Raw genomic sequence first — 23290 nt, 5'->3', positions numbered from 1 at the left:
TTTTATTGATTCGAATCACACCAGTGGACAGAGCGAGGGCTCCTTTCAACTGAGCATACTTCGTATCCTGATAGCATTGACCATCAGTATTTTCTTTATTTCAGAGCTACACTCAGTGTTTACCCATGGTGAGCTTTTCTTCTTTGAAATGAATAGCCTATACCTGTGTGTATTATTTTCTCTGCTTTACTTCAGTAAAAAATATTCCCAAAGTTGCGCATTTTTGTTCGTGTTATCGCTTGTCCTAGTAAGCGGGATTATGCTGTTCACGAATCCAGAAAAAGAATCTGAAAAGTACGCCCTTATTGCGCTTTATTCTATCCCTTTAATTACTCGACTCTTGTTTAGCTTTAAAGCTTCTTTGGTCGTCATGACTCTCAATTTAGTCCCGTTTTATTTTGTCACCACCCAGTGGTTAGACAGTTTACCTGCTAATGAGTCTTCTTCATTTTACTTCCAATTGCTGACCTTTATGACTCTGAATATTGGCTTGCCCTTGGCGGTATCACAAATCATACATGCATTAGAAAACCACAGTGCTCGTATGCGAGCGCTTTATCGTAAGCTCAACGAAAACTATCTATTGTATGAAGAGTTCTTTGAGAACACAGGAACACCGACTCTATTATGTGATCAGCGTGGGGTTTTGATAAAAGCCAATCAGCTAGCCAAAAAGTTACTTGGTCAAAAAGACACCACTGTTTTTTCAGGCACTCGAATGGGCGACTGGCTCTCTCCACTCAACAATGAGTCGAAACTATTTTGGCAATCAAATAAAGCTGAATGCACACTAAAACATAGTACTGACACTCACATTCAAGTCCGTCGCGCCTCTCTTACTAATCATGGTCACTACATTTTACACTTGGATAATATGACCGAGTTTCGTGCCATCCAGCAGAAGTTAGAAAGTACACAACAAACCAACAGCCGACTTGCGCACTTTGACCTACTGACTTTACTGCCAAATCATTTGAATTTTTGTCGTCAGGTGAACATGAAGATTAATGAGCAAGAGCACCACCTAACTGGTGCTATGTTTATTATTCGTATCAGTCAGTTCAAACTACTCAATAAGCAATATGGCAAAGACAATGCCAATAAAATTATTCTCAGCTTCTCTAAAGCCTTACAAAATAAACTTTCGAAGCAAGCCATTGTTGGCCGTCTACGCGGTATAAAATTTGCCTGTTTTGTTCCTCTCAGCCAAACCCATTTAATCCAAAAGAACCTAACCACCCTGATCCAATCTTTATTACCAGCCCAGCTGATGCTCGATGGTCAGAAACTCAATATGGATTATCAACTCGGTATTTCCTATTACCACACAGATGGAAAGACAGCAGAAGAACTACTAGAACATTGCGAAATGGCATTAGAGTACTCCACTAGCACAGACAAGTTTTCTTTCTATAATCACAACTTAGAAAGCAAACTGGTCAGAGAGCACAACTTAGGCTTGAAACTGAGCGCCGCCATTAAAAACAAAAAAATCGATATCTGGCTGCAACCTCAAGTCAGCGCAAATGGCGAAGTCCGTTCTTTTGAAGCGCTTGCCCGCTGGAATAATGAAGGGGAATTCGTTTCTCCAATGGTATTCATTAAACTAGCAGAAGATTTAGGCATGCTGCCATTATTGGCTGAGAACCTAGTCAGAGAACTGGTTGACACCCTAACGGTTTGGCATAAAGAGCACATCAAAACTCCTATCGCGCTAAACTTAGCCGGACAGGAATTAATGAATGACGCGTTTTTTGCCTTGCTGATGACCCTGATCGCAGACAATCCTTGGTTAAGCGAAATGTTAGAGCTAGAGATCACAGAAACCAGCTCTGTCATGACTCACCCATTAATACACAAACGCCTACGTAGCCTGTCACAATACGGCTATTCTATTGCCATTGATGACTTTGGTACCGGCCAGGCCTCTCTTGGACAATTGGTCGACATACCAGCCAACATTCTGAAAATTGACCGTCGATTTGTTTCGCCATTACCGCAAGACCAGCGACATGTTGATATCGTAAAATCCACCATTCAACTAGCCAACTCACTTAATATGCAAGTCATAGCGGAAGGCATTGAAACCAAAGAGCAAGCAACTCTGCTTATTGCCCTTGGCTGCCACACCCTACAAGGCTATTATTACGCCAAGCCATCACCGCTTTCGGACTGGACAGCTAATGGCCATGAAAAAGCCAAACAACATAGAATGGTGTACTAATTCGTCATCTGACATGACCCCCTTTTCCACCTCATTCATACAACCAACAGACATAAGACGCCTTAGTACTTAATCACCTAGCCTCTCATCGCAAGACCATCACACCTTCCTAGTAAAGTCTGGGAAGTCCACACCTCATGAAAATATCCACGTTATCTAGATATTAATAATCATAGAACTCAATAAAAAAGTATCGCAACCTAAATTCGACGCAAAAAAAACCAGAGCCTAGGCTCTGGTTTTATGTTGTTGAGAAAAACAACTCAGATTAAAACGCCATGCTGATAGCAGCGGATACTACATTCGCAGATGACTCGTAGTCTGCATTTAATGTACCACGAGAAGAATCTTCATCTAATGAACCATCTCTATTCACCGTCACATCTTCAATCATGACATGTGTAAAGGCAAAGCTCGCTGAGGTCATATCATTAAAGTCATAAGTGGCACCGACTGAGATCCACTTACGATCCCCATCCGGTGTTCTCGCTGAGCGGTATTCATCAGTGACAGGGGAATTGTCCATCGCGATACCAGTACGTAGGGTTAACTTATCAGAGTAAACATAGTTTACACCGGCAGAATACATCCATTGGTCTTCAAAGCCAAACGTCAATACAGAGTTGTCTTGATTGCTATCAAAATCAATGTTGATTCCATCCATTGACCCCCAACCAGTTCTGATAGCAGACAAACCAAGCGTCAACTTATCGGAAAGATCATGCTCAACACTCAAGGTCAAAACAGAAGGGAAAGTGATTGAATCTGTAACACTAGCATCTTCAAGGCTATTATTTGCTGCTAATGCGGCATTTATATTTGTATATTTAACATCACCTTCGAAGTCAAAGTCCACTTCACTACGGTAACCCGCACCTAATCGAGTCCCTTTAACAGGTTCAAACATCACACCGACACTAAAACCAATTCCTGTAGCGTCTGCCTCAATACGGCCAATCCCCTCTTGAAGAGTTGGGTGATTAGGCGCACCAACTGCTGATTCTAAAATAACTTCAGCTTGATGAAGTTGTACGCTCGCACCTACAGAAAGCTTTTCGGAAACACGATGTGCCAAGGCAAAACTCAAGGCGATATCTTGAATACCCGTTTCAGTTGCATGTAAACGACCAGCCCAGTCTTGCCCATAATCCCCTGACAAACCAAAAGGCACATTTAAAGAAATACCGGCCACCGTTTTATCAGAAATAGGCTTTGCAAAATACAATGAAGGCACCAAACTATTGTCAACAGAATCATCTGTAGCTTCTGTCCCCAAGCTGTTAGTAGTTGCATCTGTAGCAGAATTAACTGTCACATCCATACTCGGCATCACATAAGCACCGGAGGCCATGAAAGTCGTCGTATCAGCGTTTGCAAAGAGAGCAGGGTTCCAGAAGCTAAAAGAAATGTCACTAGTAGAGGCGGCAGCACCAGCAAGCGCTGCACCAGAAGCGGTCGCACTGTGGTCGTTTAAAGCAAAACCAGCTGAATAGGCACTAGACGCTGCCGCAACAGACACGGCAACAACACTTGCTTTAAACAAACCTTTAGATGAGGTAGTCATAATAATCTCCATTATTATTTTTATTGGAATATACGATTTATCACTTTATACGTTTCTATTATAGAGTCCCGTCATATGATATTACCAGTATGTATTTCATGCGCAATACAATATGCAAAAAATAACTTCGAAACATTACGTTTGGACACATTAAAGACTTGTTGATACAGAAGGAATTAAGTGAAAAGTATAGACCATACTCAAGCAACAAAACTTTATACTTAGACGAATTCTAACATTGACTATTATTGAGCAAAAACTAGAAAGTCTCACAAAACCCAATGCTAAGTTAGATACCAAGCTATAAAATGAAACAAAGTAATAACATAAAGGAAATTTAAAACCTGGAAATTGAAACAGCAAAATGTGTGACAACAAAGGCAATCATGGATCTTTATTAGAATTGGATTATTTCAGAAGATATGAGAGAAATGAGTGGTGGGTGTGGAGAGGTTCGAACTCCCGACATTCGCCTTGTAAGGGCGACGCTCTCCCAACTGAGCTACACACCCATTATAGTTTTACATCTTGAGGAAAGATGAGGAGTTCTTAACTACCTATTTCAATCTACCTTGTCAGGACGAAATCCTAACTGAGCTACACACCCATTATAGTTTTACATCTTGAGGAAAGATGAGGAGTTCTTAACTACCTATTTCAATCTACCTTGTCAGGACGAAATCCTAACTGAGCTACACACCCATCATAATGATGGTATTACTTACCAACTTACCCTATCAAAAGTAAGTGGCGGAACGGACGGGACTCGAACCCGCGACCCCCTGCGTGACAGGCAGGTATTCTAACCAACTGAACTACCGCTCCATTGTTATAGGTTGTTTAGCCACTCTCCTATAAGTGGTGGGTGTGGAGAGGTTCGAACTCCCGACATTCGCCTTGTAAGGGCGACGCTCTCCCAACTGAGCTACACACCCGTTGCAATTTTAGATCTTCCGATCGGAGCTCTAAACTACTGCTATCAATGCGCCTTATAAGGACAAAATCCTAACTGAGCTACACACCCATCATAATGATGGTATTTCTTACCAACTTACCCTATCAAAAGTAAGTGGCGGAACGGACGGGACTCGAACCCGCGACCCCCTGCGTGACAGGCAGGTATTCTAACCAACTGAACTACCGCTCCATTGTCATAGGTTGTTTAGCCACTTTCCTATAAGTGGTGGGTGTGGAGAGGTTCGAACTCCCGACATTCGCCTTGTAAGGGCGACGCTCTCCCAACTGAGCTACACACCCGACTCGTAGTTTTACATCTTATCGAAAGATGGCGGAACGGACGGGACTCGAACCCGCGACCCCCTGCGTGACAGGCAGGTATTCTAACCAACTGAACTACCGCTCCATTGTCATAGGTTGTTTAGCCACTTTCCTATAAGTGGTGGGTGTGGAGAGGTTCGAACTCCCGACATTCGCCTTGTAAGGGCGACGCTCTCCCAACTGAGCTACACACCCGTTGCCATTTTAGATCTTTCGATCGGAGCTTTTAACTCCTGGTATTTATGCGCCTTGTCAGGACAAAATCCTAACTGAGCTACACAACCAATTCATCTAGCCTTATCCAATACTTTTCGATAAAAAAGTATGGTGCCGCCACCAAGAGTCGAACTCGGGACCCTCTGATTACAAGTCAGATGCTCTACCAACTGAGCTATAGCGGCTAAACGCTAAATCAAATTGTGAATTACTACTCTAGTAATGTAAGTAGTAATGGTGCCGCCACCAAGAGTCGAACTCGGGACCCTCTGATTACAAGTCAGATGCTCTACCAACTGAGCTATAGCGGCTTATCTTACGCAGTTTACTTTTATCGTTACTTAAATCATTAAGTGGTGCCGCCACCAAGAGTCGAACTCGGGACCCTCTGATTACAAGTCAGATGCTCTACCAACTGAGCTATAGCGGCTAAATAAAAGCAAAATCGTTTTTTGATTCTTACCTAAGCAAGAAACTTTGACCAAGAAATGGTGCCGCCACCAAGAGTCGAACTCGGGACCCTCTGATTACAAGTCAGATGCTCTACCAACTGAGCTATAGCGGCTAAAAACAAATTCTTGGTCGGGACGGCAGGATTTGAACCTGCGACCACTAGCACCCCATGCTAGTGCGCTACCAGGCTGCGCTACGCCCCGATGCAGACAACAACTCTGTCGTTGTCAGCGGGTGCGTATATTACTATAACGAATTGAAAAGGGAAGACTTTTATTGTTTTTTTTTCAATTTAGTCTGATCGATTCAAAAACCAAGAATAATCGATTAAGCATTGATCTAAATATCATTATTTCACTCAAAAGCAGCCAGTTTAATCAGTCTTACCCGCTCACTGCCCTACCATAATATTCTCAAGCCCTAAAACAACAAAAAGCCACCCTTAGGTGGCTTTTATGGTAAACAACAGATCACTCTTGCATATAGTCTTCAACTTTAGACTTCAGCTTCTGCCCTGGTCTAAACGTGACGACTGTACGAGCCGTGATCGGAATCTCTTCCCCTGTTTTCGGGTTTCGACCAGGTCGCTGACTTTTCTCACGAACTTCAAAGTTACCAAAGCCCGACAGTTTAACTTGTTCCCTTTCTACCAGTGAGCTTCGCACCACATCGAAAAAGCCTTCAACTAAATCTTTTGCATCTTTCTTACTAAGACCAATTGAATCGACCAAGTTTTCAGCTAAATCTGCCTTCGTCAACGATCCCATAAATCTACCCCCTTACAACGGCTCCCAATTGTTCGGACAGCGCTTTCACAGTCTGTTCGACAGAGTTGTTTACTTCTTCATCACTAAGAGTGTGTGAAGGATGCTGCCACGTCAAGCCCAAAGCAACACTTTTTTGCGATTCATCAATACCTTGCCCTTGATAAACATCAAAAACCAAGACTCCTTTGAAGGCATCGCCAGCAGATTCAACAATCACTTTTTCCAGTTCACTAACCGGGACAGTACGATCTACCAACAAAGCTAAATCACGACGAACTTCTGGGAAGCGAGACACAGCATTGTATTCAGGCAACGTTGCATTCAATACCGCCTCCAAGGCAATATCAAACACATATAATGTTTGGTTCGCCCCTAGAGATTTAGCTAACTGAGGATGCAACTCCCCCATCATGCCAACAAATTGACCATCTAAATAGACGTCCGCAGAACGCCCAGGGTGAAGAAACTCACACTCAGAACGCTGATACGTTGGCTGACCACCATTATTAACAGCAAACAAGGCTTCCACATGTGATTTCAAATCATAGAAATCGACTTTTTCATTATTGTGGTACCAAGCTTCTGGATGACGACTTCCGGCAATCAAACCTGAAATTTGCAGCTGTTGATCCAGCTCTTCTAGGGCTTCAACCGTACCGATAAAACGACGCCCTGTCTCAAATAAACGCACTCGAGACTGCTGGCGGTTCTGATTGTACAAATACGCTTTCACCAAACCAGGAATCAAACTTGGGCGCATGACACCCATATCCGCAGAAATTGGATTCTCCAATGGCACAGGTTCAATTTCAGGCAAGAACTGCTTGCTTAAATTAGGGTCAATAAAGCTGTAAGTGACGGCCTCTTGGTAACCATAAGACACCAAAGTGGCACGCAATGATTGAATAGGCGTTTTGGATTCACTCAATGGGGTGAAGTTGACGGCGGCTGTCGGCATAGAGGAAGGCAGATTATCGTAACCATAGATACGAGCCACCTCTTCAATCAAGTCCGCCTCAATGGCAATATCAAATCGATGTGAAGGCGCTTTTGTTACCCAAGCCTGATCCGTAACCTCAATCATCTCTAGACCAAGACGAGTTAAAATATCTGTTACCAGGTCTTTATCCAAAGACACTGCAAGATATTGATCCAACTTTTGACGACGTAAAGTGACTTGTGCCGCCACAGGCAAAGCGTCTTCATTTACTGCTTGCGTAATCGGACCAACTTGACCACCGGCAATTTCTAGCACTAGCTGTGTCGCTCGCTCAATGGCTTTTTCTTGCAAAGAAGCATCAACACCACGCTCGAAACGATGCGAAGAATCCGTATGCAAACCATAAGAACGAGCTTTACCAGCAAGGGCCAATGGTGTGAAGAAAGCACTTTCAAGGAAGATATCTTGTGTTTTCTCATTGACACCAGAACCTTCACCTCCCATGACGCCTGCAATAGCAAGTGGCGCTTGCTCATCAGCAATGACCATAGTGTCTTCACGCAAACTAATTTCTTGGCCATCCAGCAGTACGATTTTTTCGCCTGCATTGGCCATACGCACAACTACAGAACCGTTTAAATTCGCCAAATCGAACGCATGCATAGGTTGACCCAATTCCAACATAACATAATTGGTAATGTCGACAATCGGATCAATAGAGCGAATACCACTACGACGCAGTTTTTCTGTCATCCATAATGGCGTTTCAGCCGTCACGTTAACACCACGAATAACGCGACCAAGGTAACGAGGACAAGCTTCTGTCGCCTCAACTTTTACAGGAAAAGTATCCGTTACGCTTACTTCTGCCGCTTGAACCACCACTGGTGTAAGATCAACTTTATTCAGCACACCAACTTCACGTGCCAAACCGGCCACACTTAAACAGTCACTACGGTTAGGCGTCAGATCAACATCAATAATCTGATCATCTAGACCAAGAAATACACGGAAATCTTCGCCTGTCGTCGCACTCAGTGGCAACTCCATGATGCCATCATTGTCTTCACTTACGCCCAATTCAGAAGCCGAGCACAACATACCGAACGACTCTACCTGACGCAGCTTCGCTTTTTTGATTTTAAAGTCCGCACCCAAGACCGCACCAATTTTGGCGAACGGGATTTTGATACCTGGACGTGCATTCGGCGCACCACAGACGACCTGAAACTCTTCAGAACCATCTGATACACGACACACTTGCAATTTATCAGCATTAGGGTGTGGCTCAGCAGCCAAAATTTCACCCACAACCACACCGCTGAATGATTCCGCTGCAGGAATCACTTCATCCACTTCCAAGCCGGCCATGGTAATTTGAGCAACCAAATCATCGCTACTGATGTTTGGATTGACCCACTCTCTTAGCCAATTCTCACTAACTTTCATATAAACATCCTAGGTCGACTGATTACTTAAACTGTTTGAGGAAACGTAAGTCGTTCTCAAAGAACATGCGTAGGTCATCTACCTTGTAACGCAACATAGCAAAACGCTCAACACCCATACCAAAAGCAAAGCCTGTGTATTTTTCAGGATCAATACCAGACATCTCTAACACTTTAGGATGAACCATGCCGCAACCTAACACTTCCAGCCAAGACTCTTCGCCCTTACTGTTAGTGCGCATAATGTCCACTTCAATGGAAGGCTCTGTAAACGGGAAATAGCTTGGGCGAAAACGCACTTTCAAATCGTCTTCAAAAAACACATTCAAAAACTCATGAAGAATACCTTTCAAATCAGCGAAAGAAATATTCTCATCAATCAACAAGCCTTCCACTTGGTGGAACATAGGCGTGTGAGTTTGGTCAGAATCGCAACGATAAACACGACCCGGACAAATGATTCGGATAGGTGGCTGAGAAGTTTCCATAGTTCGCACTTGAACAGGCGAAGTGTGGGTTCTCAGTACGGTATTAGGATTAAAATAGAAGGTATCCTGCATCGCACGCGCAGGATGGTGTGCTGGGATATTTAAGGCTTCGAAGTTATGGTAGTCATCTTCGATTTCAGGGCCCGCAGCCACATCAAAACCAATACCACGAAAGAAAGACTCAATGCGCTCCATGGTACGAGTAACTGGGTGCAAGCCACCTACCTCTTCACCTTTACCAGATAATGAAATATCAATGGTTTCGGTTGCGAGCTTGGCGTTCAAAGCGGCTTTAGCAAGGTCACTCTTACGCGCGTTTAACTTTTCTTGAACTTGGCCTTTTGCTTCATTTACCAATTGACCAAATTTAGGTCTATCTTCGGCTGATACATTACCAAGTTGCTTTAACAAAGCAGTCAATGCGCCCTTTTTCCCCAGATAATGTACACGCACATCATCTAACGCTGACTCACTTTCAGATGCCTCGACTGCGCTTAGCGCATCAGCAAGAATCTGCTTTAGGTTCTCCATTATACACTCCAAAAAATAAAATAGGGGAAGAGCGCTTGCTCTTCCCCTATCAAAGACTGCATTGGATAACTCGTTCTATTAAGATGCTCTCTTTCAAGATCGAATCACCCTAAGGCTACGTCAGAATTAAGCCAAGCTTGCTTTCGCTTTTTCAACGATCGCTGCAAAAACTTCTTTCTCGTACACAGCTAGATCAGCCAAAACTTTACGGTCGATTTCGATTGCAGCTTTCTTAAGGCCAGCAATGAAACGGCTGTAAGACAAACCATTTAGACGAGCCGCTGCGTTGATACGAGCAATCCACAATGCGCGGAATTGACGCTTACGCTGACGACGGTCACGGTATTGGTATTGACCAGCTTTGATGACAGCTTGTTTAGCTACACGAAATACACGGCTACGTGCACCGTAGTAACCTTTAGCTTGCTTTAAAATCTTCTTGTGACGGCGACGAGCCTGAACACCACGTTTTACGCGAGGCATAATATAAACCTTTTACTAATTAATTAATGACTAAAAATGAGACTTAAACGTATGGCAACATGCGTACGATTAACGCTTTGTCGCTTTGTGCAACTTGGTTCAAAGAACGAAGATGACGTTTACGCTTAGTCGATTTCTTAGTCAAAATGTGACTAGTATGAGACTGCTTATGTTTAAAACCATTCGCGGTACGTTTGAAGCGCTTAGCTGCGCCACTGTGTGACTTAATTTTGGACATGATAAAACCACTCTCGCATTCGTTAATGTTAGTGCAATTTCTAACTGGCTAACCTGTAACGGCTAGCCAATGAAATTACTTCTTCTTTTTGGGGCCTAGCACCATAGTCAATTGACGACCTTCCATTTTCGCAGCTTGCTCTACTGCACCATATTCCTCTAAGTCTTGAGCGACTCGATTCATAAGCTGCATACCAAGCTCCTGATGGGCCATTTCACGACCACGATATCTTAGCGATACCTTGGCCTTATCCCCGCCTTCAAGGAAACGTATCAGGTTGCGGAGTTTTACCTGATAATCCCCTTCCTCCGTCCCTGGACGGAATTTCATTTCTTTAACCTGGATCTGCTTCGCATTCTTTTTCTGAGCAGCTTTCGCTTTCTTCTGCTCAAAAATATGCTTACCGTAATCCATAATTTTACAAACAACTGGATCTGAGTCAGCGATTTGCACTAGGTCAAGGCTCGCTTCTTGAGCTGCTTTAAGCGCCTCTTCAATCGATACAACACCAATTTGTTCACCATCAGCTGCGATTAAACGCACTTCAGTTGCTCGAATGTTCTCGTTGATTTGAGGACGCTGCTTGCTAGCGGCACGTCCACGATTCATATTACCTTTTATAGCTCTATCTCCACTTCTTGTTTACGGCTACGGCGAGCAACTTCTTTTTGAAGCAAATCTTCAAAATCAGAAATACTCATTACTCCAAGATCTTCACCTGTACGTGTTCGAACAGCGACTTGTTGATTTTCAACTTCTTTGTCACCGATAACGATCATGTAAGGTACTCGTTGAAGAGTATGCTCGCGAATTTTAAACCCGATCTTCTCGTTTCTCAAGTCAAGTTTTGCTCTAAAGCCATTTGAATTCAATCTTTTTTCTAAATCTGAGCAATAATCGGCTTGGCGATCGGTAATATTCATAATTACCACTTGCTCTGGCGCTAACCAAACAGGGAAAGCCCCTTCGTTTTCTTCAATCAAAATACCAATGAAACGTTCCAATGAACCAACAATGGCACGATGCAACATAACCGGAGTTTGACGAGAGCCATCTTCGGATACATATTGCGCACTCAAACGTGTCGGCATAGAGAAATCAACCTGAATAGTACCACATTGCCAGACGCGGCCAATGGCATCCTTCAGAGAGAACTCAATTTTAGGACCATAAAAAGCCCCTTCACCTGGCAACTCTTCCCATTCAAGGTTGGCTGCATTCAAGGCATCTGCCAAGGCTTTCTCAGATTTATCCCAAACCTCATCCGAACCCACACGTTGCTCTGGGCGAGTCGACAAACGATAAATGATATTATCGAAGCCAAAATCTGCATACACTTCGTGTAACAGCTTGATGAACTCAGAGACTTCTTGCTGAATCTGATCTTCAGTCACAAAGATGTGACCATCATCCTGTACAAAATTACGCACACGCATAATGCCGTGCAAAGCACCAGATGGCTCATTACGGTGACAAGAGCCGAATTCCGCCATACGGAAAGGTAAATCACGGTAACTTTTAAGACCCTGATTATAAACCTGAATGTGACATGGGCAGTTCATCGGTTTAACCGCGTAATCACGGTTCTCTGAGTGCGTAGTAAACATGTTTTCATGATACTTGCCCCAGTGACCAGATTTCTCCCACAACACTCGATCTACAATCTGTGGTGTTTTCACTTCTTGGTAACCGTTATCAAGTTGTTTTTGACGCATGTATTGCTCAACAACTTGATACAGACTCCAACCCTTTGGATGCCAGAACACCATACCAGGCGCTTCTTCTTGCACATGAAAAAGATCGAGTCGCTTACCTAACTTACGATGGTCACGCTTTTCAGCCTCTTCAATTCGAGTCAAGTAAGCCTTAAGTTCTTTCTTGTCATTCCACGCTGTACCATAGATACGCTGCAACTGCTCGTTATTAGAGTCACCTCGCCAATATGCACCAGCTAGCTTCATCAATTTAAAATGACGCAAGACACGTGTATTCGGGACGTGCGGTCCACGACACATATCCATGTACTCTTCATGATGATACAAGCCCACTTCTGTAACGGAATCATCCATATCATCGATCAAAGCTACTTTATAAGACTCACCACGATCAACAAATTGCTGACGAGCCTCGGCAATTGGCGTCATTTTTTTGACCACGTCGTAGTCAGTTTTGACCAATTCAGCCATACGCTTTTCAATAGCGGCTAGATCTTCCGGTGTAAATGGACGCTCATAGGCAATATCGTAATAGAAGCCTTCGTCAATAACCGGACCAATGGCCATCTCAGCAGTAGGATAAAGCTGCTTAACAGCATGCCCAACTAAGTGAGCAAAAGAGTGACGAATGATTTCAACACCTTCGGCATCTTTACCGGTGACGATACTTAAGTTGGCATCTTCGGTGATGAGTTCACAAGCGTCAACAAGTTGACCATTGATACGACCAGCAACAGTAGCTTTAGCAAGACCAGGACCAATGTCCTCAGCCACTTGCATCACTGTGACAGAATCAGAAAAAGAGCGTTGGCTGCCATCAGGCAAAGTAATTACAGGCATTTTATTCCCCTATCGGAGTCAGTGGTGCTCCATACCAAAGAGCACATGGAAATTTCAGGGCTTAACCTATCATTTTTCAGCTTCTCTTGCGACCTTAATTTAGCAATTACGCAAAAGGTGTGAATTCTTTGAAGCAAACAAAAATCAAGTGTTTTTTCTCACTTTCTACCATAGACATTCTCACCACAGCGGGTAAAATTGCCATCCGTTTCACACACTTCACAAACCAAGGCGTTATGGATCTCAATATTCTTGACAATTACTGCATTGACACCACTCAAGCAGAACCAGACCTATTATTAGAGCTAGTTGAAAAAACTTACTCTGATATGGGCTACCCAAATAAATTGTCAGGCAAGACCATTGGCCGTACATTGAAGTTATTAGCAAAAATAGCGCAACCGAAACGTGCTCTAGAAATAGGCATGTTTACAGGCTATTCAGCCTTATCCATTGCGGAAGGTATGCCTGAAGCAGGTACGCTTATTTGCTGTGAAACCAATCCAAGAGCCATTGAATTTGCTCAATCCTTTTTTGATCGTAGCGAGCACGGACATAAAATCGAAGCTATTTTTGGCCCCGCGCTCGAGACAATCGAATCCTTAGACGGTGAATTTGACTTTGTCTTTATCGATGCCGACAAACGCAATTACCTCAACTACTATCAATCGGTAGTACCTTTGGTAAAATCAGGCGGATTAATCATCATTGATAATTCTCTTTGGCAAGGCCGAGTTTTAGACCCGCAAGAAAACAGCGACATCGCCGTGAATGACTTGAACCGCTTTATTGCTCAAGACAATCGCGTCGAAAATGTCCACCTAAATGTTCGAGACGGACTCAATATCGTCGTCAAACACTAACACTATATTCTTTAACAACCTCAATCACCCTTTTTTAATAAAAGGTGAGTGGAGGTTATTTGCTATTTAAAAAGACAAGCTAAGAGGCTGCAATTTTGGTTGTTTTTAAAATCACGAATAACATTTCTGGAAAACACTATATTGGCACATCGTTCAATAGTGGTTTTCAACGCTTTGAACAATATGTCGAAGCGACAAACGAAGGTCTAGACTTCCCACTCTACAACGACATTCGGGAACACGGCATGGAAGCCTTCACGGTTGAAGAGTTATTTGAAACAACAGATAAACAGGAACTTTACGAGCTAGAGACCGACTACATCACCATCTACAATGGTGAGAGCTTGCGCGGTTACAAGATCGCCCAAACCGCAGAGAAATCCCTTAATGTAAACTTTGGCAAAAAAGCCATGTTTGATGCGAATGGCGTATCAACAGCCGAGCCGGTAAAAAAGCCACGCAAAACAGCTGCCAAAAAAACGGTTGAATTGCCTACTAAGGCAGCCGAACCCAAGCCAACAGCCCAGTCCTTTTTTGGCGAACTTATTGGTGAAGACAGACTAGACAAACCTGCCGAACCCATTAAAGAAAGCAAAAAAGCACCTTCTCGCACACGCAGCAAAGCCAGCATTCAGAAAATGCTCAACGAAGCAGAGCGCGCCGCGAAAAAAGAACGTGAAGAAAAGCTGAAACAACAGCAACAAGCAGAAGCCGATGAAATGGCACTGATCATGGCAAAAATTGACATCACCTCAAAATCCGCCTCTTCCGCTTTCAGAAGACGCAAAGGCTAATCAGTTTAAGGCCAGCACAAACAAAAAGACCAGCCCGATTAGGCTGGTCTTTTTTTATTTACTAAACACTAAAGTGTTAAGCACGCGCTTTCTTCAAGGTTTCTGAAATCATGAAAGCCAATTCTAGAGACTGATCGGCATTCAAGCGTGGATCACAATGTGTATGATAACGATCAGCTAAATCCGCTTCTGTCACCTGAAACGCACCGCCGACACACTCTGTCACGTTTTGCCCTGTCATTTCAAAATGCACACCACCGGCATAAGTACCTTCTGCATTATGCACTTGGAAGAATTGCTGAACCTCTTTTAACACATCATCAACATGACGCGTTTTGTAGCCTGTAGACGCTTTCACAGTATTGCCATGCATTGGGTCACAACTCCAAACCACCTTCTTACCTTCGCGCTCCACAGCACGAATCAAGGCTGGCATACCATCTTCCACTTTGTCCGCGCCCATACGTACGATCACATTCAAGCGACCGGCTTCGTTGTTCGGGTTTAATGTATCGCACAGACGCACCAAATCTTCCGGATCCATAGAAGGACCTGCTTTCACGCCAATTGGGTTTTGCACACCGCGCAAGAATTCCACATGAGCACCGTCTAGCTGACGAGTACGATCACCAATCCATAACATGTGAGCCGAACAGTCGTACCATTCGCCGGTCATACTGTCTTGACGTGTTAATGCTTCTTCATACGGCAACAACAATGCCTCATGAGAGGTGTAGAATTCAGTTTCCGTAAGTTGCGCCAAGCCAGAACCAACGCCGCACGCTTCCATAAACTGCAATGCATCATCAATTTTATCAGCCACGCCTTGAAAACGACTACCCGCTGGGCTGGCATTCAAGAAATCCAAGTTCCACTTATGAACCTGATGCAAGTCAGCAAAACCACCTTGGGCAAAAGCACGCAATAAATTCATGGTTGACGAACTTTGGTTGTAAACCTGAATCAGGCGCTCAGGATCTGGCACACGCGCAGCTTCATTAAATTCAATACCATTAATGATGTCACCTCGGTAACTTGGCAACTCAACACCACCGATGGTTTCCGTACCAGCCGATCTCGGCTTAGCAAACTGCCCAGCCATTCGACCCACTTTAACCACTGGGCATTTTCCAGCGTAAGTCAAAACCACTGCCATTTGCAGCATTACTTTAAACGTATCGCGAATATTATTAGCGTGGAATTCAGCAAAGCTCTCAGCACAATCCCCACCTTGCAATAGGAAAGATTGACGATTAGCGACTTTGGCTAATGCATTCTTCAGCTGACGTGCCTCACCAGCAAAAACAAGCGGAGGCATTTTTCCCAAAGTACTTTCTACTTGAGCCAAATGCTCAGCACTTGGATAAACCGGCTGCTGAAGGGCCGTTTTATTTCTCCAACTTGTTAACTCCCACTCTTTCATAACTATTTACAACCTTATTTTATATTCGCTTTTAATGTTATCGGGCAACTACCCACAATATCTCAGCATCCTTTGCTGACAAAGATGTAACTGCGTGTCCCATAGTGGCATCATAATACACGCTATCCCCTTCTTTTAATTCAATTGGCTCATAGAGTTCAGAGAAAAAATTAATTTTACCCTGCAACACCAATAAGAACTCTTCGCCATCGTGACGCACCCACTCTTTAAATTCAGAAAAAGCCCTGGCCCTAACTCGAGTTTTGAAAGGCACCATTTTTTTGCGACTAATCGAATAATTAAGGAGTTCATGCTCGTAAGTGGCCGTAGGATGAGGTTCACCCTTTCCTTTACGAGTAATATCACGACGCCCGGCAATGGACTGATCACTCGCCTCCACAAACAACTGAGGCAAATCCATTTCTAACCCATTAATGAGCTTTTGCACTATGGTAAAACTAGGAGAAACTTGGTCGTTCTCAATTTTTGACAAAGTAGATCGAGCAATTCCCGTTCGCTTTCCCACTTCTTCGAGAGTCCAACCTTTTGCTAAGCGAATTTTTTTAACTCGCTTCCCCAATTCCAACGGTTCAACAAAACGATCTGGATCAGATGCAGTAGCTGTTTCTAATGACGGACGACTTACCATAAAAAATCAATACTAGCCTTTAACCAAGGGCGCCATAGATGGCGCGCAACGAGACAAATCAAAACCTTTAGCCGACACTTCGGTAACCAGAGCTACATAATCTCTGCCCTTGCCATTCTCTAACAACACCCACAACACAGAAGAGCGAGTTCCGGTACGACAAAATGCCAGCGTCTTCTTTGAGGTTGGCAAGATATCACCTTGCAAATCAACATGAGACTGAGCCAGTTTAGGCAACTCAATTGGGTTCCACGCATATTCAAACCCCATCGCTTCAGCCGCCTCTTTAAGCGCTTGAGCAGACGGCTGATCTTCAGCCTCACCATCTGGGCGATTATTAATAATCAAATTAAAGCCCTGAGCCTTCAACTCTGGTAAATCCGCCACTGTAATCTGTGGGGAAACGAAATAAGTACTATCTAATTGTACTGGCGCTATCATGACCAAACTCCTATTAAAGTAAATAAATGCTGAACGAAAACACCTTAATTTCGATACAGAACTTTAATCAAATGAAAACCAAACTGAGTCTTAACAGGCCCTTGAACCTTTAACAATGGCCCACCAAATACCGCCTTATCAAACGCAGGCACCATATCACCCTTGCGGAACTCACCGAGATCACCGCCTTTTTTTCCAGAAGGACAAGTCGAGAACTGCTTTGCCAGCTTATGAAAGTCCGCACCTTTATCTAATTTACTCTTGATAGAAGCCGCTTCTTCTTTCGTTTTAACCAAAATATGGCATGCACTCGCTGTCGGCATGAGAACCTCTAATTGTTTAATCTGCTAGATAAAATATTTTAACCCGATTAGTATAATAGAATTCCCTACTAGTCAGCACTAGTTGAATGAACTTTTGCGACATTATTAAATATAAAAATTAAGGAAGGTATGAACCAGTTTACTGGCTTCTAAGGTGTAAATACCTCTCTTTCTTTCGAGGCGAGTTTCGCAGACCAATCTAAACCTATTGGCAAGCAAACTAACAAAGAAAATAGAAAGTTTAGATCACCCCCTTTGGGGCTTCTAAAGAAGCACAAAAGACAGATTCACACCACCCTTTACAATGGGCAAGACAGTATATGAGCGCATACGCAGCAATTAGCGATTTATCTTTCCTTCTCGTTGAGCCTTCAGAGACTCAAAGAAAGATCATAGGCAAAGCCTTAGAAGAAGCAGGCATCATTCAAATTGAATACGCCAGCAATATTGAAGAAACCATTTCTGCACTTTCTAACTTTCCGCCAGATCTGGTTATCTCCTCCATGTATTTACCAGATGGTTCCGCCAACGAATTAATCGACCGCATTCGCAGCAATCAAGCGACCGAAGAACAATGCTTCATGCTTATCTCAAGTGAAAGTAATCGTGAATATTTAGAACACTTAAAACAATCGGGCGTGCTAGCGATTTTACCAAAGCCCTTCACACAAAAAGACTTAAAGCGTGCGATTCACTCTACCCTCGACTTTATTGTTGAGGAAGAAATTGACCTTGAAATGTTTGACCCTAAAACATTAAAAGTTTTGGTCACAGATGATAGTTTAATGGCTCGCAAACACATCAGCAAAACCCTCAACACCATGGGGATTGAAGACATAGAGTTTGCCGAAAATGGCCGTCAAGCGATTGAACGATTGGGCGAAGAAGAATTTGATCTAATTGTTACCGACTACAACATGCCAGAAATGGATGGTCGCGAGCTAACCGATGCGGTAAGACAAAACCCAGACATCGCTCACATCCCCATTCTGATGGTGAGTTCAAATGCTGATGAAAGCCAGCTATCCAATATCACCCAAGAAGGCGTTGATGCTATCTGCGGAAAACCATTTGAACCTGGCAGCGTTAGACAACTGCTGGCGCAAATTTTAAACTAATCTCAACACATTACCGTGATAAAAAAAGAGCTCAATTTGAGCTCTTTTTTTATCACTTATGACCGCTTATTTTGAGGTCAAAGCCTCGACAATAGGTACATTTGCCTCGGGAAAAGCAAACTCATGGAGTTGCGATAAGGAGACCCAACGAACCTCTTGATTTTCTTTACCATGAGGCTCACCGGAAAACTCAGTCACTTTATAAAAAACCAACTCAACTTGCTTATCACCATAATCATGAGCAATGGTTTCAAAATGCTCACAAGCACTCACTTGAATACCGCATTCCTCTTCAAGTTCACGTGACAATGCCAACTCAACCGACTCGCCAGACTCAACTTTACCACCAGGAAACTCCCAAAGGCCGCCCTGATGTTTAGTTGAATCTCGCAAAGCTATGAAAACTTGATCATTTCGCATAATCAAGCCAACTGCTACTTTAACCAACATCAGGTACGATACTCAGCATTGATGGTGACATACTCATGGGAGAAGTCTGTCGTCCAAACCGTATCCGCTTGATCACCCATCCCTAAATCGACTCGAATATGAATGTCTTGCGGTGCCATGGCTTGCACACCATGCTCTTCTAAATAATCCGGTGAGCGACCACCATCACGGGCGATCTCAAAACCATTAATATGCAACTGAACATGATCCACATCCAAACCTTCAACGCCAGCACGACCCACTACGGCCAAAATACGCCCCCAATTTGGATCAGAAGCAAATAAGGCGGTTTTCACCAAAGGCGAGTGGGCAATTTCAAATGCTGTTTTCGTTGCATCTTCGACTTGTTTCGCACCAACAACCTCGACTGTCACAAACTTTGTAGCACCTTCACCATCACGTACAATGGCATGAGCAAGCTCTTGCATCACTTCAGTGAAAGCCAGCTCAAACGCTTGCGCCAATGGGGTCCCCATAGAATCAATAACAGGATTACCCACTTTACCAGTAGCAATCACCACACAAGAATCATTGGTTGAAGTATCACTGTCCACTGTGATGCGGTTAAAACTTTTGTCGGTGATTTTCTTCAAGAGTTGCTGCAACAATTCAGGCGTAATCGCCACATCAGTACAGACGTAACCTAACATGGTCGCCATGTTAGGACGAATCATCCCCGCCCCTTTCGAAATACCGCCAATGCGATATGTTTTACCTGCAACATCAAACTCTCGACACGCCCCTTTAGGAAGCGTGTCAGTGGTCATAATACCCAGTCCAGCATTCGCCCAGTTAGCCGCCGATAAATTCGACAAGGCAGCAGGAATGGCCGCAATAATTTTATCTGTAGGCAATGGCTCGCCAATGACACCAGTCGAAAACGGTAAGACAGACTCTACAGAAACACCGGTATGCTCAGCTAAGGCCTGACAAGTCTTTAATGCATTATCAACACCTGACTTACCCGTGCCAGCATTAGCATTACCCGTATTGATTAACAAATAACGAGCATTTGCCTGCGCTAAATGAGACCGGCAGATGCGAACTGGCGCCGCACAAAATGCATTTTGAGTAAAGACGCTAGCGACGCTCGCTCCTTCACACACCTCAAAAACCACAACATCTTTTTTGTTCGGTTTCTTAATACCTGCTTCCGCAACACCAATTCTTACCCCATCAATTTCAGGGATAGCGGGAAAATCCTGCAAGCCAACAGCCATTTATCTGTTACTCCAATTACACTAGTTTACCGTGACACTGTTTGTATTTTTTACCGGAACCACAAGGGCAAGGCTCATTACGACCCACTTTCGGTACATCCTGAGCCGAATTCGCCACATTAGCATCAGCGTCAGTCGAGTCAGAGAGGGAATCAACAGAGTTATGGACCATACTCATCTGCATTTTCGCTTCTTGCTCTTTTCGAGCCTGTTCAATTTTCTCCGCTTCATCAGCAGATTGAACCTTCACACGACTAATAATTTGCACCACTTCAAATTTAATTTGCTCCATCAAACCTTGGAACAACTCAAAGGATTCGCGCTTATATTCTTGCTTAGGATTTTTCTGTGCATAACCACGCAAGTGGATACCTTGTCTGAGCATATCCATCGTCTGCAGATGCTCTTTCCAAAGTGTGTCTAAGACTTGCAACAAAACCTGCTTCTCAAAAGAACGGAATTGCTCAGCACCGGCTACCTCTTCTTTAGTTTGGTAGTCTTCAACAAAGCAATCTAAGATCTTCTGACGCAATGGCTCTTCATATAACTTCTTGTCTTCCTCAAGCCATTGGGATACCGGAATCGTCAAACCAAACTCATTACGAATTTTTTCTTCCAGACCAGCCACATCCCACATATCAAAAATACTTTGCGGTGGAATAAACTCATCGATGACACCCATCACCACTTCTTCGCGCATTGCAGCAATGGCTTCAGACAAGTCTTCAGAGACCATCATATCAAAGCGCTGACGATAAATTACTTGACGCTGATCGTTCGCAACATCATCGTATTCAAGCAACTGTTTGCGAATATCAAAGTTACGACCTTCCACTTTGCGCTGAGCTTTCTCAATGGCATTTGAGACCATCTTATGCTCAATCGCTTCGCCTTTTTCCATGCCCAAGGCCATCATCATTTTTTTGATGCGGTCAGACATAAAGATACGCATTAAGTTATCTTCGAGTGACAGGTAGAAACGTGAAGAACCCACATCACCCTGACGTCCAGCACGACCACGCAACTGATTATCGATTCGACGAGATTCGTGACGCTCAGTACCGATAATATGCAAACCACCGGCCGCCAATACCGCCTCATTACGGTTCTGCCAATCAGCTTTTAATGCGGCAACCTGCTCCTCTGAAGCAGACTCACCAAGCTGATCCAATTCAACTTGCAAGTTACCACCCAGCACAATGTCGGTACCACGGCCAGCCATATTGGTAGCAATGGTGACCGCACCAGGGCGACCTGCTTCTGCAACAATTTCCGCCTCGCGTTCATGCTGCTTAGCATTCAACACATTATGTTTGACGTTTCTCTTCTTCAGATAATTCGACAACAACTCCGAATACTCAATCGACGCGGTGCCCACTAAGACTGGGCGACCTTGTTTCACATTATCTTCGATGTCGACAACAATGGCTTCAAACTTGTCTTGAGTAGACATGTAAATAAGGTCGTTAAAGTCCTTACGTTGAACCTGACGATTAGTCGGGATCACGATAACGCTCAGACCATAAATCTGCTGAAACTCGAAGGCTTCAGTATCAGCCGTACCCGTCATACCAGACAATTTTTCATACAAGCGGAAATAATTCTGGAAGGTCGTCGACGCCAAGGTTTGACTCTCAGCCTGAATTGTCACCCCTTCTTTCGCCTCAACAGCTTGGTGAATACCTTCAGACCAACGACGCCCAGCCATGGTTCGTCCCGTGTGCTCATCCACGATAACAATTTGATCACCTTGAATCACATAATCAACGTTCTTTTTGAAGATGACATGTGCTTTCAAGCAAGCATGAACATGGTGCAGCAGGGCTAAATTAGCGGCAGCATATAAACTCTCACCCTCACCTAGCATTCCTTGCTCGACTAACCAAGCTTCTACAAAACTGTGACCTTCCTCAGTTAGTTCAATACTGCGCTGAGATTCATCCAGAATGTAATGACCATCTTGACCTTCTTCGCCTTCATCCGCCTCGACATGAGGCTTCAGCAAAGCCGCCAAAGCATTGATTTTACGGTATTGTTCGGAGCTGTCTTCGACCGCACCAGAAATAATTAAGGGTGTGCGCGCCTCATCAATTAAAATGGAGTCAACTTCATCCACCACAGAGAAATGTAAATCGCGCTGAACTCGGTCTTCGAGGCGGAAAACCATATTGTCACGTAGGTAATCAAAACCAAATTCGTTGTTCGTACCATAAGTGATGTCACATAGGTAAGCGGCTTTTTTATCATCACGCTCCTGACCCGAAAAAACGACGCCAACACTCATGTCTAAAAATTCATAAAGTGGTCTCATCCAATTAGCGTCACGCTTTGCCAAATAATCATTGACGGTAACAACATGAACACCTTTTGAACTTAATGCGTTGAGATACACAGCTAAGGTTGCTACCAGTGTTTTACCTTCACCAGTACGCATTTCAGCAATACGGCCTTCATTCAGAACCATACCGCCAATCAACTGAACATCAAAATGACGCATGCCCATGACACGACGACTGCCCTCGCGCACGGTTGCGAAGGCTTCTGGCAAAATAGATTCCAGTGACGCACCTTGCTGAATGCGCTCACGAAATTCACTTGTTTTGCCAGCCAAGTCATCATCCGTCAACGACTTAAAACTTTCTTCAAGTTGATTAATTTGCGCTACAACTTTTTTGTAACGTTTCACTTCTCGGTCATTCTTAGTACCGACGATTTTTTTAATTACAGTTCCTAACATCTCGAATTCAACGTAGCCAATTAGTAATAAATAGAGTCTATCACGGTAATGTGTGACAAAACATGAAATATCAAGGACCTAGACACA

At 43.8% G+C, this 23290-nt stretch carries 19 protein-coding genes and 12 tRNA genes; 4 read left to right on the top strand and 27 right to left on the bottom strand.

The window, feature by feature from the left end; translation table 11 throughout:
• The first annotated feature begins 259 nt into the window (after positions 1 to 259).
• On the top strand, positions 260 to 2224 hold the full coding sequence (locus DFP76_RS13760; RefSeq protein WP_245931945.1) for a GGDEF domain-containing phosphodiesterase: 1965 nt from the start codon (positions 260 to 262) through the stop codon (positions 2222 to 2224).
• Between the two features lie 268 nt (positions 2225 to 2492).
• On the opposite strand, the gene DFP76_RS13755 is transcribed toward DFP76_RS13760, so the two are convergent.
• From DFP76_RS13755 to thrS, 20 genes are all read right to left on the bottom strand, one after another.
• Positions 2493 to 3788, bottom strand: a complete 1296-nt coding sequence (locus DFP76_RS13755) for an OmpP1/FadL family transporter (RefSeq protein WP_113875195.1) — start codon at positions 3786 to 3788, stop codon at positions 2493 to 2495.
• A gap of 436 nt (positions 3789 to 4224) precedes the next feature.
• Positions 4225 to 4300: transfer RNA gene (locus DFP76_RS13750), tRNA-Val, on the bottom strand.
• 236 nt (positions 4301 to 4536) lie between these two features.
• Positions 4537 to 4613 (bottom strand) — tRNA-Asp (locus tag DFP76_RS13745).
• Between the two features lie 34 nt (positions 4614 to 4647).
• A tRNA-Val gene (locus tag DFP76_RS13740) sits at positions 4648 to 4723 on the bottom strand.
• A gap of 135 nt (positions 4724 to 4858) precedes the next feature.
• A tRNA-Asp gene (locus DFP76_RS13735) sits at positions 4859 to 4935 on the bottom strand.
• A gap of 34 nt (positions 4936 to 4969) precedes the next feature.
• Positions 4970 to 5045, bottom strand: a tRNA-Val gene (locus tag DFP76_RS13730).
• A gap of 29 nt (positions 5046 to 5074) precedes the next feature.
• Positions 5075 to 5151 (bottom strand) — tRNA-Asp (locus DFP76_RS13725).
• Positions 5152 to 5185: 34 nt separating this feature from the next.
• Positions 5186 to 5261: transfer RNA gene (locus DFP76_RS13720), tRNA-Val, on the bottom strand.
• 130 nt (positions 5262 to 5391) lie between these two features.
• Positions 5392 to 5467, bottom strand: a tRNA-Thr gene (locus DFP76_RS13715).
• 50 nt (positions 5468 to 5517) lie between these two features.
• Positions 5518 to 5593, bottom strand: a tRNA-Thr gene (locus DFP76_RS13710).
• Positions 5594 to 5636: 43 nt separating this feature from the next.
• Positions 5637 to 5712, bottom strand: a tRNA-Thr gene (locus tag DFP76_RS13705).
• Positions 5713 to 5771: 59 nt separating this feature from the next.
• Positions 5772 to 5847 (bottom strand) — tRNA-Thr (locus DFP76_RS13700).
• Positions 5848 to 5861: 14 nt separating this feature from the next.
• A tRNA-Pro gene (locus tag DFP76_RS13695) sits at positions 5862 to 5938 on the bottom strand.
• A 267-nt stretch (positions 5939 to 6205) separates the two neighbouring features.
• Complete coding sequence (locus DFP76_RS13690; RefSeq protein WP_013795997.1) at positions 6206 to 6502, bottom strand: integration host factor subunit alpha; 297 nt, start codon at positions 6500 to 6502, stop codon at positions 6206 to 6208.
• A gap of 4 nt (positions 6503 to 6506) precedes the next feature.
• Entirely contained in the window at positions 6507 to 8891 is a 2385-nt protein-coding gene (gene pheT, locus DFP76_RS13685; protein WP_113875194.1) for a phenylalanine--tRNA ligase subunit beta, read from the bottom strand.
• A gap of 22 nt (positions 8892 to 8913) precedes the next feature.
• Positions 8914 to 9909 carry a phenylalanine--tRNA ligase subunit alpha gene (gene pheS / locus DFP76_RS13680; protein ID WP_063331358.1) on the bottom strand — a complete coding sequence of 332 codons (996 nt, stop codon included), beginning with the start codon at positions 9907 to 9909 and terminating at the stop codon, positions 8914 to 8916.
• Positions 9910 to 10035: 126 nt separating this feature from the next.
• Positions 10036 to 10392 carry a 50S ribosomal protein L20 gene (gene rplT / locus DFP76_RS13675; protein ID WP_063331359.1) on the bottom strand — a complete coding sequence of 119 codons (357 nt, stop codon included), beginning with the start codon at positions 10390 to 10392 and terminating at the stop codon, positions 10036 to 10038.
• A gap of 43 nt (positions 10393 to 10435) precedes the next feature.
• Positions 10436 to 10630 carry a 50S ribosomal protein L35 gene (rpmI, locus tag DFP76_RS13670; RefSeq protein WP_013795993.1) on the bottom strand — a complete coding sequence of 65 codons (195 nt, stop codon included), beginning with the start codon at positions 10628 to 10630 and terminating at the stop codon, positions 10436 to 10438.
• Positions 10631 to 10705: 75 nt separating this feature from the next.
• The gene (gene infC / locus DFP76_RS13665; protein ID WP_013795992.1) at positions 10706 to 11239 is read right to left on the bottom strand and encodes a translation initiation factor IF-3; all 534 of its coding nucleotides are present in this window, start codon (positions 11237 to 11239) and stop codon (positions 10706 to 10708) included.
• A gap of 8 nt (positions 11240 to 11247) precedes the next feature.
• On the bottom strand, positions 11248 to 13185 hold the full coding sequence (gene thrS, locus DFP76_RS13660) for a threonine--tRNA ligase (protein ID WP_113875193.1): 1938 nt from the start codon (positions 13183 to 13185) through the stop codon (positions 11248 to 11250).
• A 236-nt stretch (positions 13186 to 13421) separates the two neighbouring features.
• Here thrS and DFP76_RS13655 point away from each other — a divergent pair, with 236 nt between their 5' ends.
• Together DFP76_RS13655 and DFP76_RS13650 are read left to right on the top strand one after the other, a co-directional pair.
• Positions 13422 to 14048: an O-methyltransferase gene (locus DFP76_RS13655; protein ID WP_113875231.1), complete on the top strand. Its 627-nt coding sequence runs from the start codon at positions 13422 to 13424 to the stop codon at positions 14046 to 14048.
• Positions 14049 to 14143: 95 nt separating this feature from the next.
• Positions 14144 to 14842, top strand: a complete 699-nt coding sequence (locus DFP76_RS13650) for a GIY-YIG nuclease family protein (protein WP_113875192.1) — start codon at positions 14144 to 14146, stop codon at positions 14840 to 14842.
• Between the two features lie 76 nt (positions 14843 to 14918).
• On the opposite strand, the gene DFP76_RS13645 is transcribed toward DFP76_RS13650, so the two are convergent.
• The 4 genes from DFP76_RS13645 to ppiC are packed head-to-tail and all read right to left on the bottom strand — an operon-like array spanning position 14919 to position 17678.
• Positions 14919 to 16265: a class II 3-deoxy-7-phosphoheptulonate synthase gene (locus DFP76_RS13645; RefSeq protein ID WP_113875191.1), complete on the bottom strand. Its 1347-nt coding sequence runs from the start codon at positions 16263 to 16265 to the stop codon at positions 14919 to 14921.
• Positions 16266 to 16302: 37 nt separating this feature from the next.
• Complete coding sequence (locus tag DFP76_RS13640; protein WP_063331366.1) at positions 16303 to 16914, bottom strand: helix-turn-helix domain-containing protein; 612 nt, start codon at positions 16912 to 16914, stop codon at positions 16303 to 16305.
• 12 nt (positions 16915 to 16926) lie between these two features.
• Complete coding sequence (locus tag DFP76_RS13635) at positions 16927 to 17355, bottom strand: protein tyrosine phosphatase family protein (protein WP_113875190.1); 429 nt, start codon at positions 17353 to 17355, stop codon at positions 16927 to 16929.
• 44 nt (positions 17356 to 17399) lie between these two features.
• Positions 17400 to 17678: a peptidylprolyl isomerase PpiC gene (ppiC, locus tag DFP76_RS13630; protein WP_113875189.1), complete on the bottom strand. Its 279-nt coding sequence runs from the start codon at positions 17676 to 17678 to the stop codon at positions 17400 to 17402.
• Between the two features lie 320 nt (positions 17679 to 17998).
• Here ppiC and DFP76_RS13625 point away from each other — a divergent pair, with 320 nt between their 5' ends.
• On the top strand, positions 17999 to 18796 hold the full coding sequence (locus DFP76_RS13625) for a response regulator (protein ID WP_113875188.1): 798 nt from the start codon (positions 17999 to 18001) through the stop codon (positions 18794 to 18796).
• Positions 18797 to 18862: 66 nt separating this feature from the next.
• On the opposite strand, the gene mutT is transcribed toward DFP76_RS13625, so the two are convergent.
• The 3 genes from mutT to secA are packed head-to-tail and all read right to left on the bottom strand — an operon-like array spanning position 18863 to position 23203.
• On the bottom strand, positions 18863 to 19246 hold the full coding sequence (gene mutT / locus DFP76_RS13620) for an 8-oxo-dGTP diphosphatase MutT (protein ID WP_113875187.1): 384 nt from the start codon (positions 19244 to 19246) through the stop codon (positions 18863 to 18865).
• On the bottom strand, positions 19246 to 20466 hold the full coding sequence (argJ, locus tag DFP76_RS13615; RefSeq protein ID WP_113875186.1) for a bifunctional glutamate N-acetyltransferase/amino-acid acetyltransferase ArgJ: 1221 nt from the start codon (positions 20464 to 20466) through the stop codon (positions 19246 to 19248). Before argJ ends, mutT begins: the two co-directional genes overlap by 1 nt.
• A 16-nt stretch (positions 20467 to 20482) precedes the next feature.
• A complete protein-coding gene (secA, locus tag DFP76_RS13610; RefSeq protein ID WP_113875185.1) occupies positions 20483 to 23203 on the bottom strand; it encodes a preprotein translocase subunit SecA in 2721 nt (906 codons plus the stop codon).
• Between the last annotated feature and the right edge of the window lie 87 nt (positions 23204 to 23290).

Source organism: Marinomonas aquiplantarum (assembly GCF_003314975.1).
GTDB classification, from domain to species: domain Bacteria; phylum Pseudomonadota; class Gammaproteobacteria; order Pseudomonadales; family Marinomonadaceae; genus Marinomonas; species Marinomonas aquiplantarum.
Note: the sequence above shows the minus strand (reverse complement) of the source record. Positions and strands in the feature narration are given on the sequence as shown.

What these genes read in the sequence shown, in the direction of transcription:
- pheS (WP_063331358.1), bottom strand. Translation starts at nt 9,909, where the DNA reads ATGGAGAACCTAAAGCAGATTCTTGCTGATGCGCTAAGCGCAGTCGAG.
- rpmI (WP_013795993.1), bottom strand. Translation starts at nt 10,630, where the DNA reads ATGTCCAAAATTAAGTCACACAGTGGCGCAGCTAAGCGCTTCAAACGT.
- rplT (WP_063331359.1), bottom strand. Translation starts at nt 10,392, where the DNA reads ATGCCTCGCGTAAAACGTGGTGTTCAGGCTCGTCGCCGTCACAAGAAG.
- DFP76_RS13625 (WP_113875188.1), top strand. Translation starts at nt 17,999, where the DNA reads ATGAGCGCATACGCAGCAATTAGCGATTTATCTTTCCTTCTCGTTGAG.
- DFP76_RS13755 (WP_113875195.1), bottom strand. Translation starts at nt 3,788, where the DNA reads ATGACTACCTCATCTAAAGGTTTGTTTAAAGCAAGTGTTGTTGCCGTG.
- ppiC (WP_113875189.1), bottom strand. Translation starts at nt 17,678, where the DNA reads ATGCCGACAGCGAGTGCATGCCATATTTTGGTTAAAACGAAAGAAGAA.
- secA (WP_113875185.1), bottom strand. Translation starts at nt 23,203, where the DNA reads ATGTTAGGAACTGTAATTAAAAAAATCGTCGGTACTAAGAATGACCGA.
- DFP76_RS13645 (WP_113875191.1), bottom strand. Translation starts at nt 16,265, where the DNA reads ATGAAAGAGTGGGAGTTAACAAGTTGGAGAAATAAAACGGCCCTTCAG.
- pheT (WP_113875194.1), bottom strand. Translation starts at nt 8,891, where the DNA reads ATGAAAGTTAGTGAGAATTGGCTAAGAGAGTGGGTCAATCCAAACATC.
- DFP76_RS13655 (WP_113875231.1), top strand. Translation starts at nt 13,422, where the DNA reads ATGGATCTCAATATTCTTGACAATTACTGCATTGACACCACTCAAGCA.
- DFP76_RS13760 (WP_245931945.1), top strand. Translation starts at nt 260, where the DNA reads ATGCTGTTCACGAATCCAGAAAAAGAATCTGAAAAGTACGCCCTTATT.
- DFP76_RS13635 (WP_113875190.1), bottom strand. Translation starts at nt 17,355, where the DNA reads ATGATAGCGCCAGTACAATTAGATAGTACTTATTTCGTTTCCCCACAG.
- infC (WP_013795992.1), bottom strand. Translation starts at nt 11,239, where the DNA reads ATGAATCGTGGACGTGCCGCTAGCAAGCAGCGTCCTCAAATCAACGAG.
- thrS (WP_113875193.1), bottom strand. Translation starts at nt 13,185, where the DNA reads ATGCCTGTAATTACTTTGCCTGATGGCAGCCAACGCTCTTTTTCTGAT.
- argJ (WP_113875186.1), bottom strand. Translation starts at nt 20,466, where the DNA reads ATGGCTGTTGGCTTGCAGGATTTTCCCGCTATCCCTGAAATTGATGGG.
- DFP76_RS13640 (WP_063331366.1), bottom strand. Translation starts at nt 16,914, where the DNA reads ATGGTAAGTCGTCCGTCATTAGAAACAGCTACTGCATCTGATCCAGAT.
- mutT (WP_113875187.1), bottom strand. Translation starts at nt 19,246, where the DNA reads ATGTTGGTTAAAGTAGCAGTTGGCTTGATTATGCGAAATGATCAAGTT.
- DFP76_RS13690 (WP_013795997.1), bottom strand. Translation starts at nt 6,502, where the DNA reads ATGGGATCGTTGACGAAGGCAGATTTAGCTGAAAACTTGGTCGATTCA.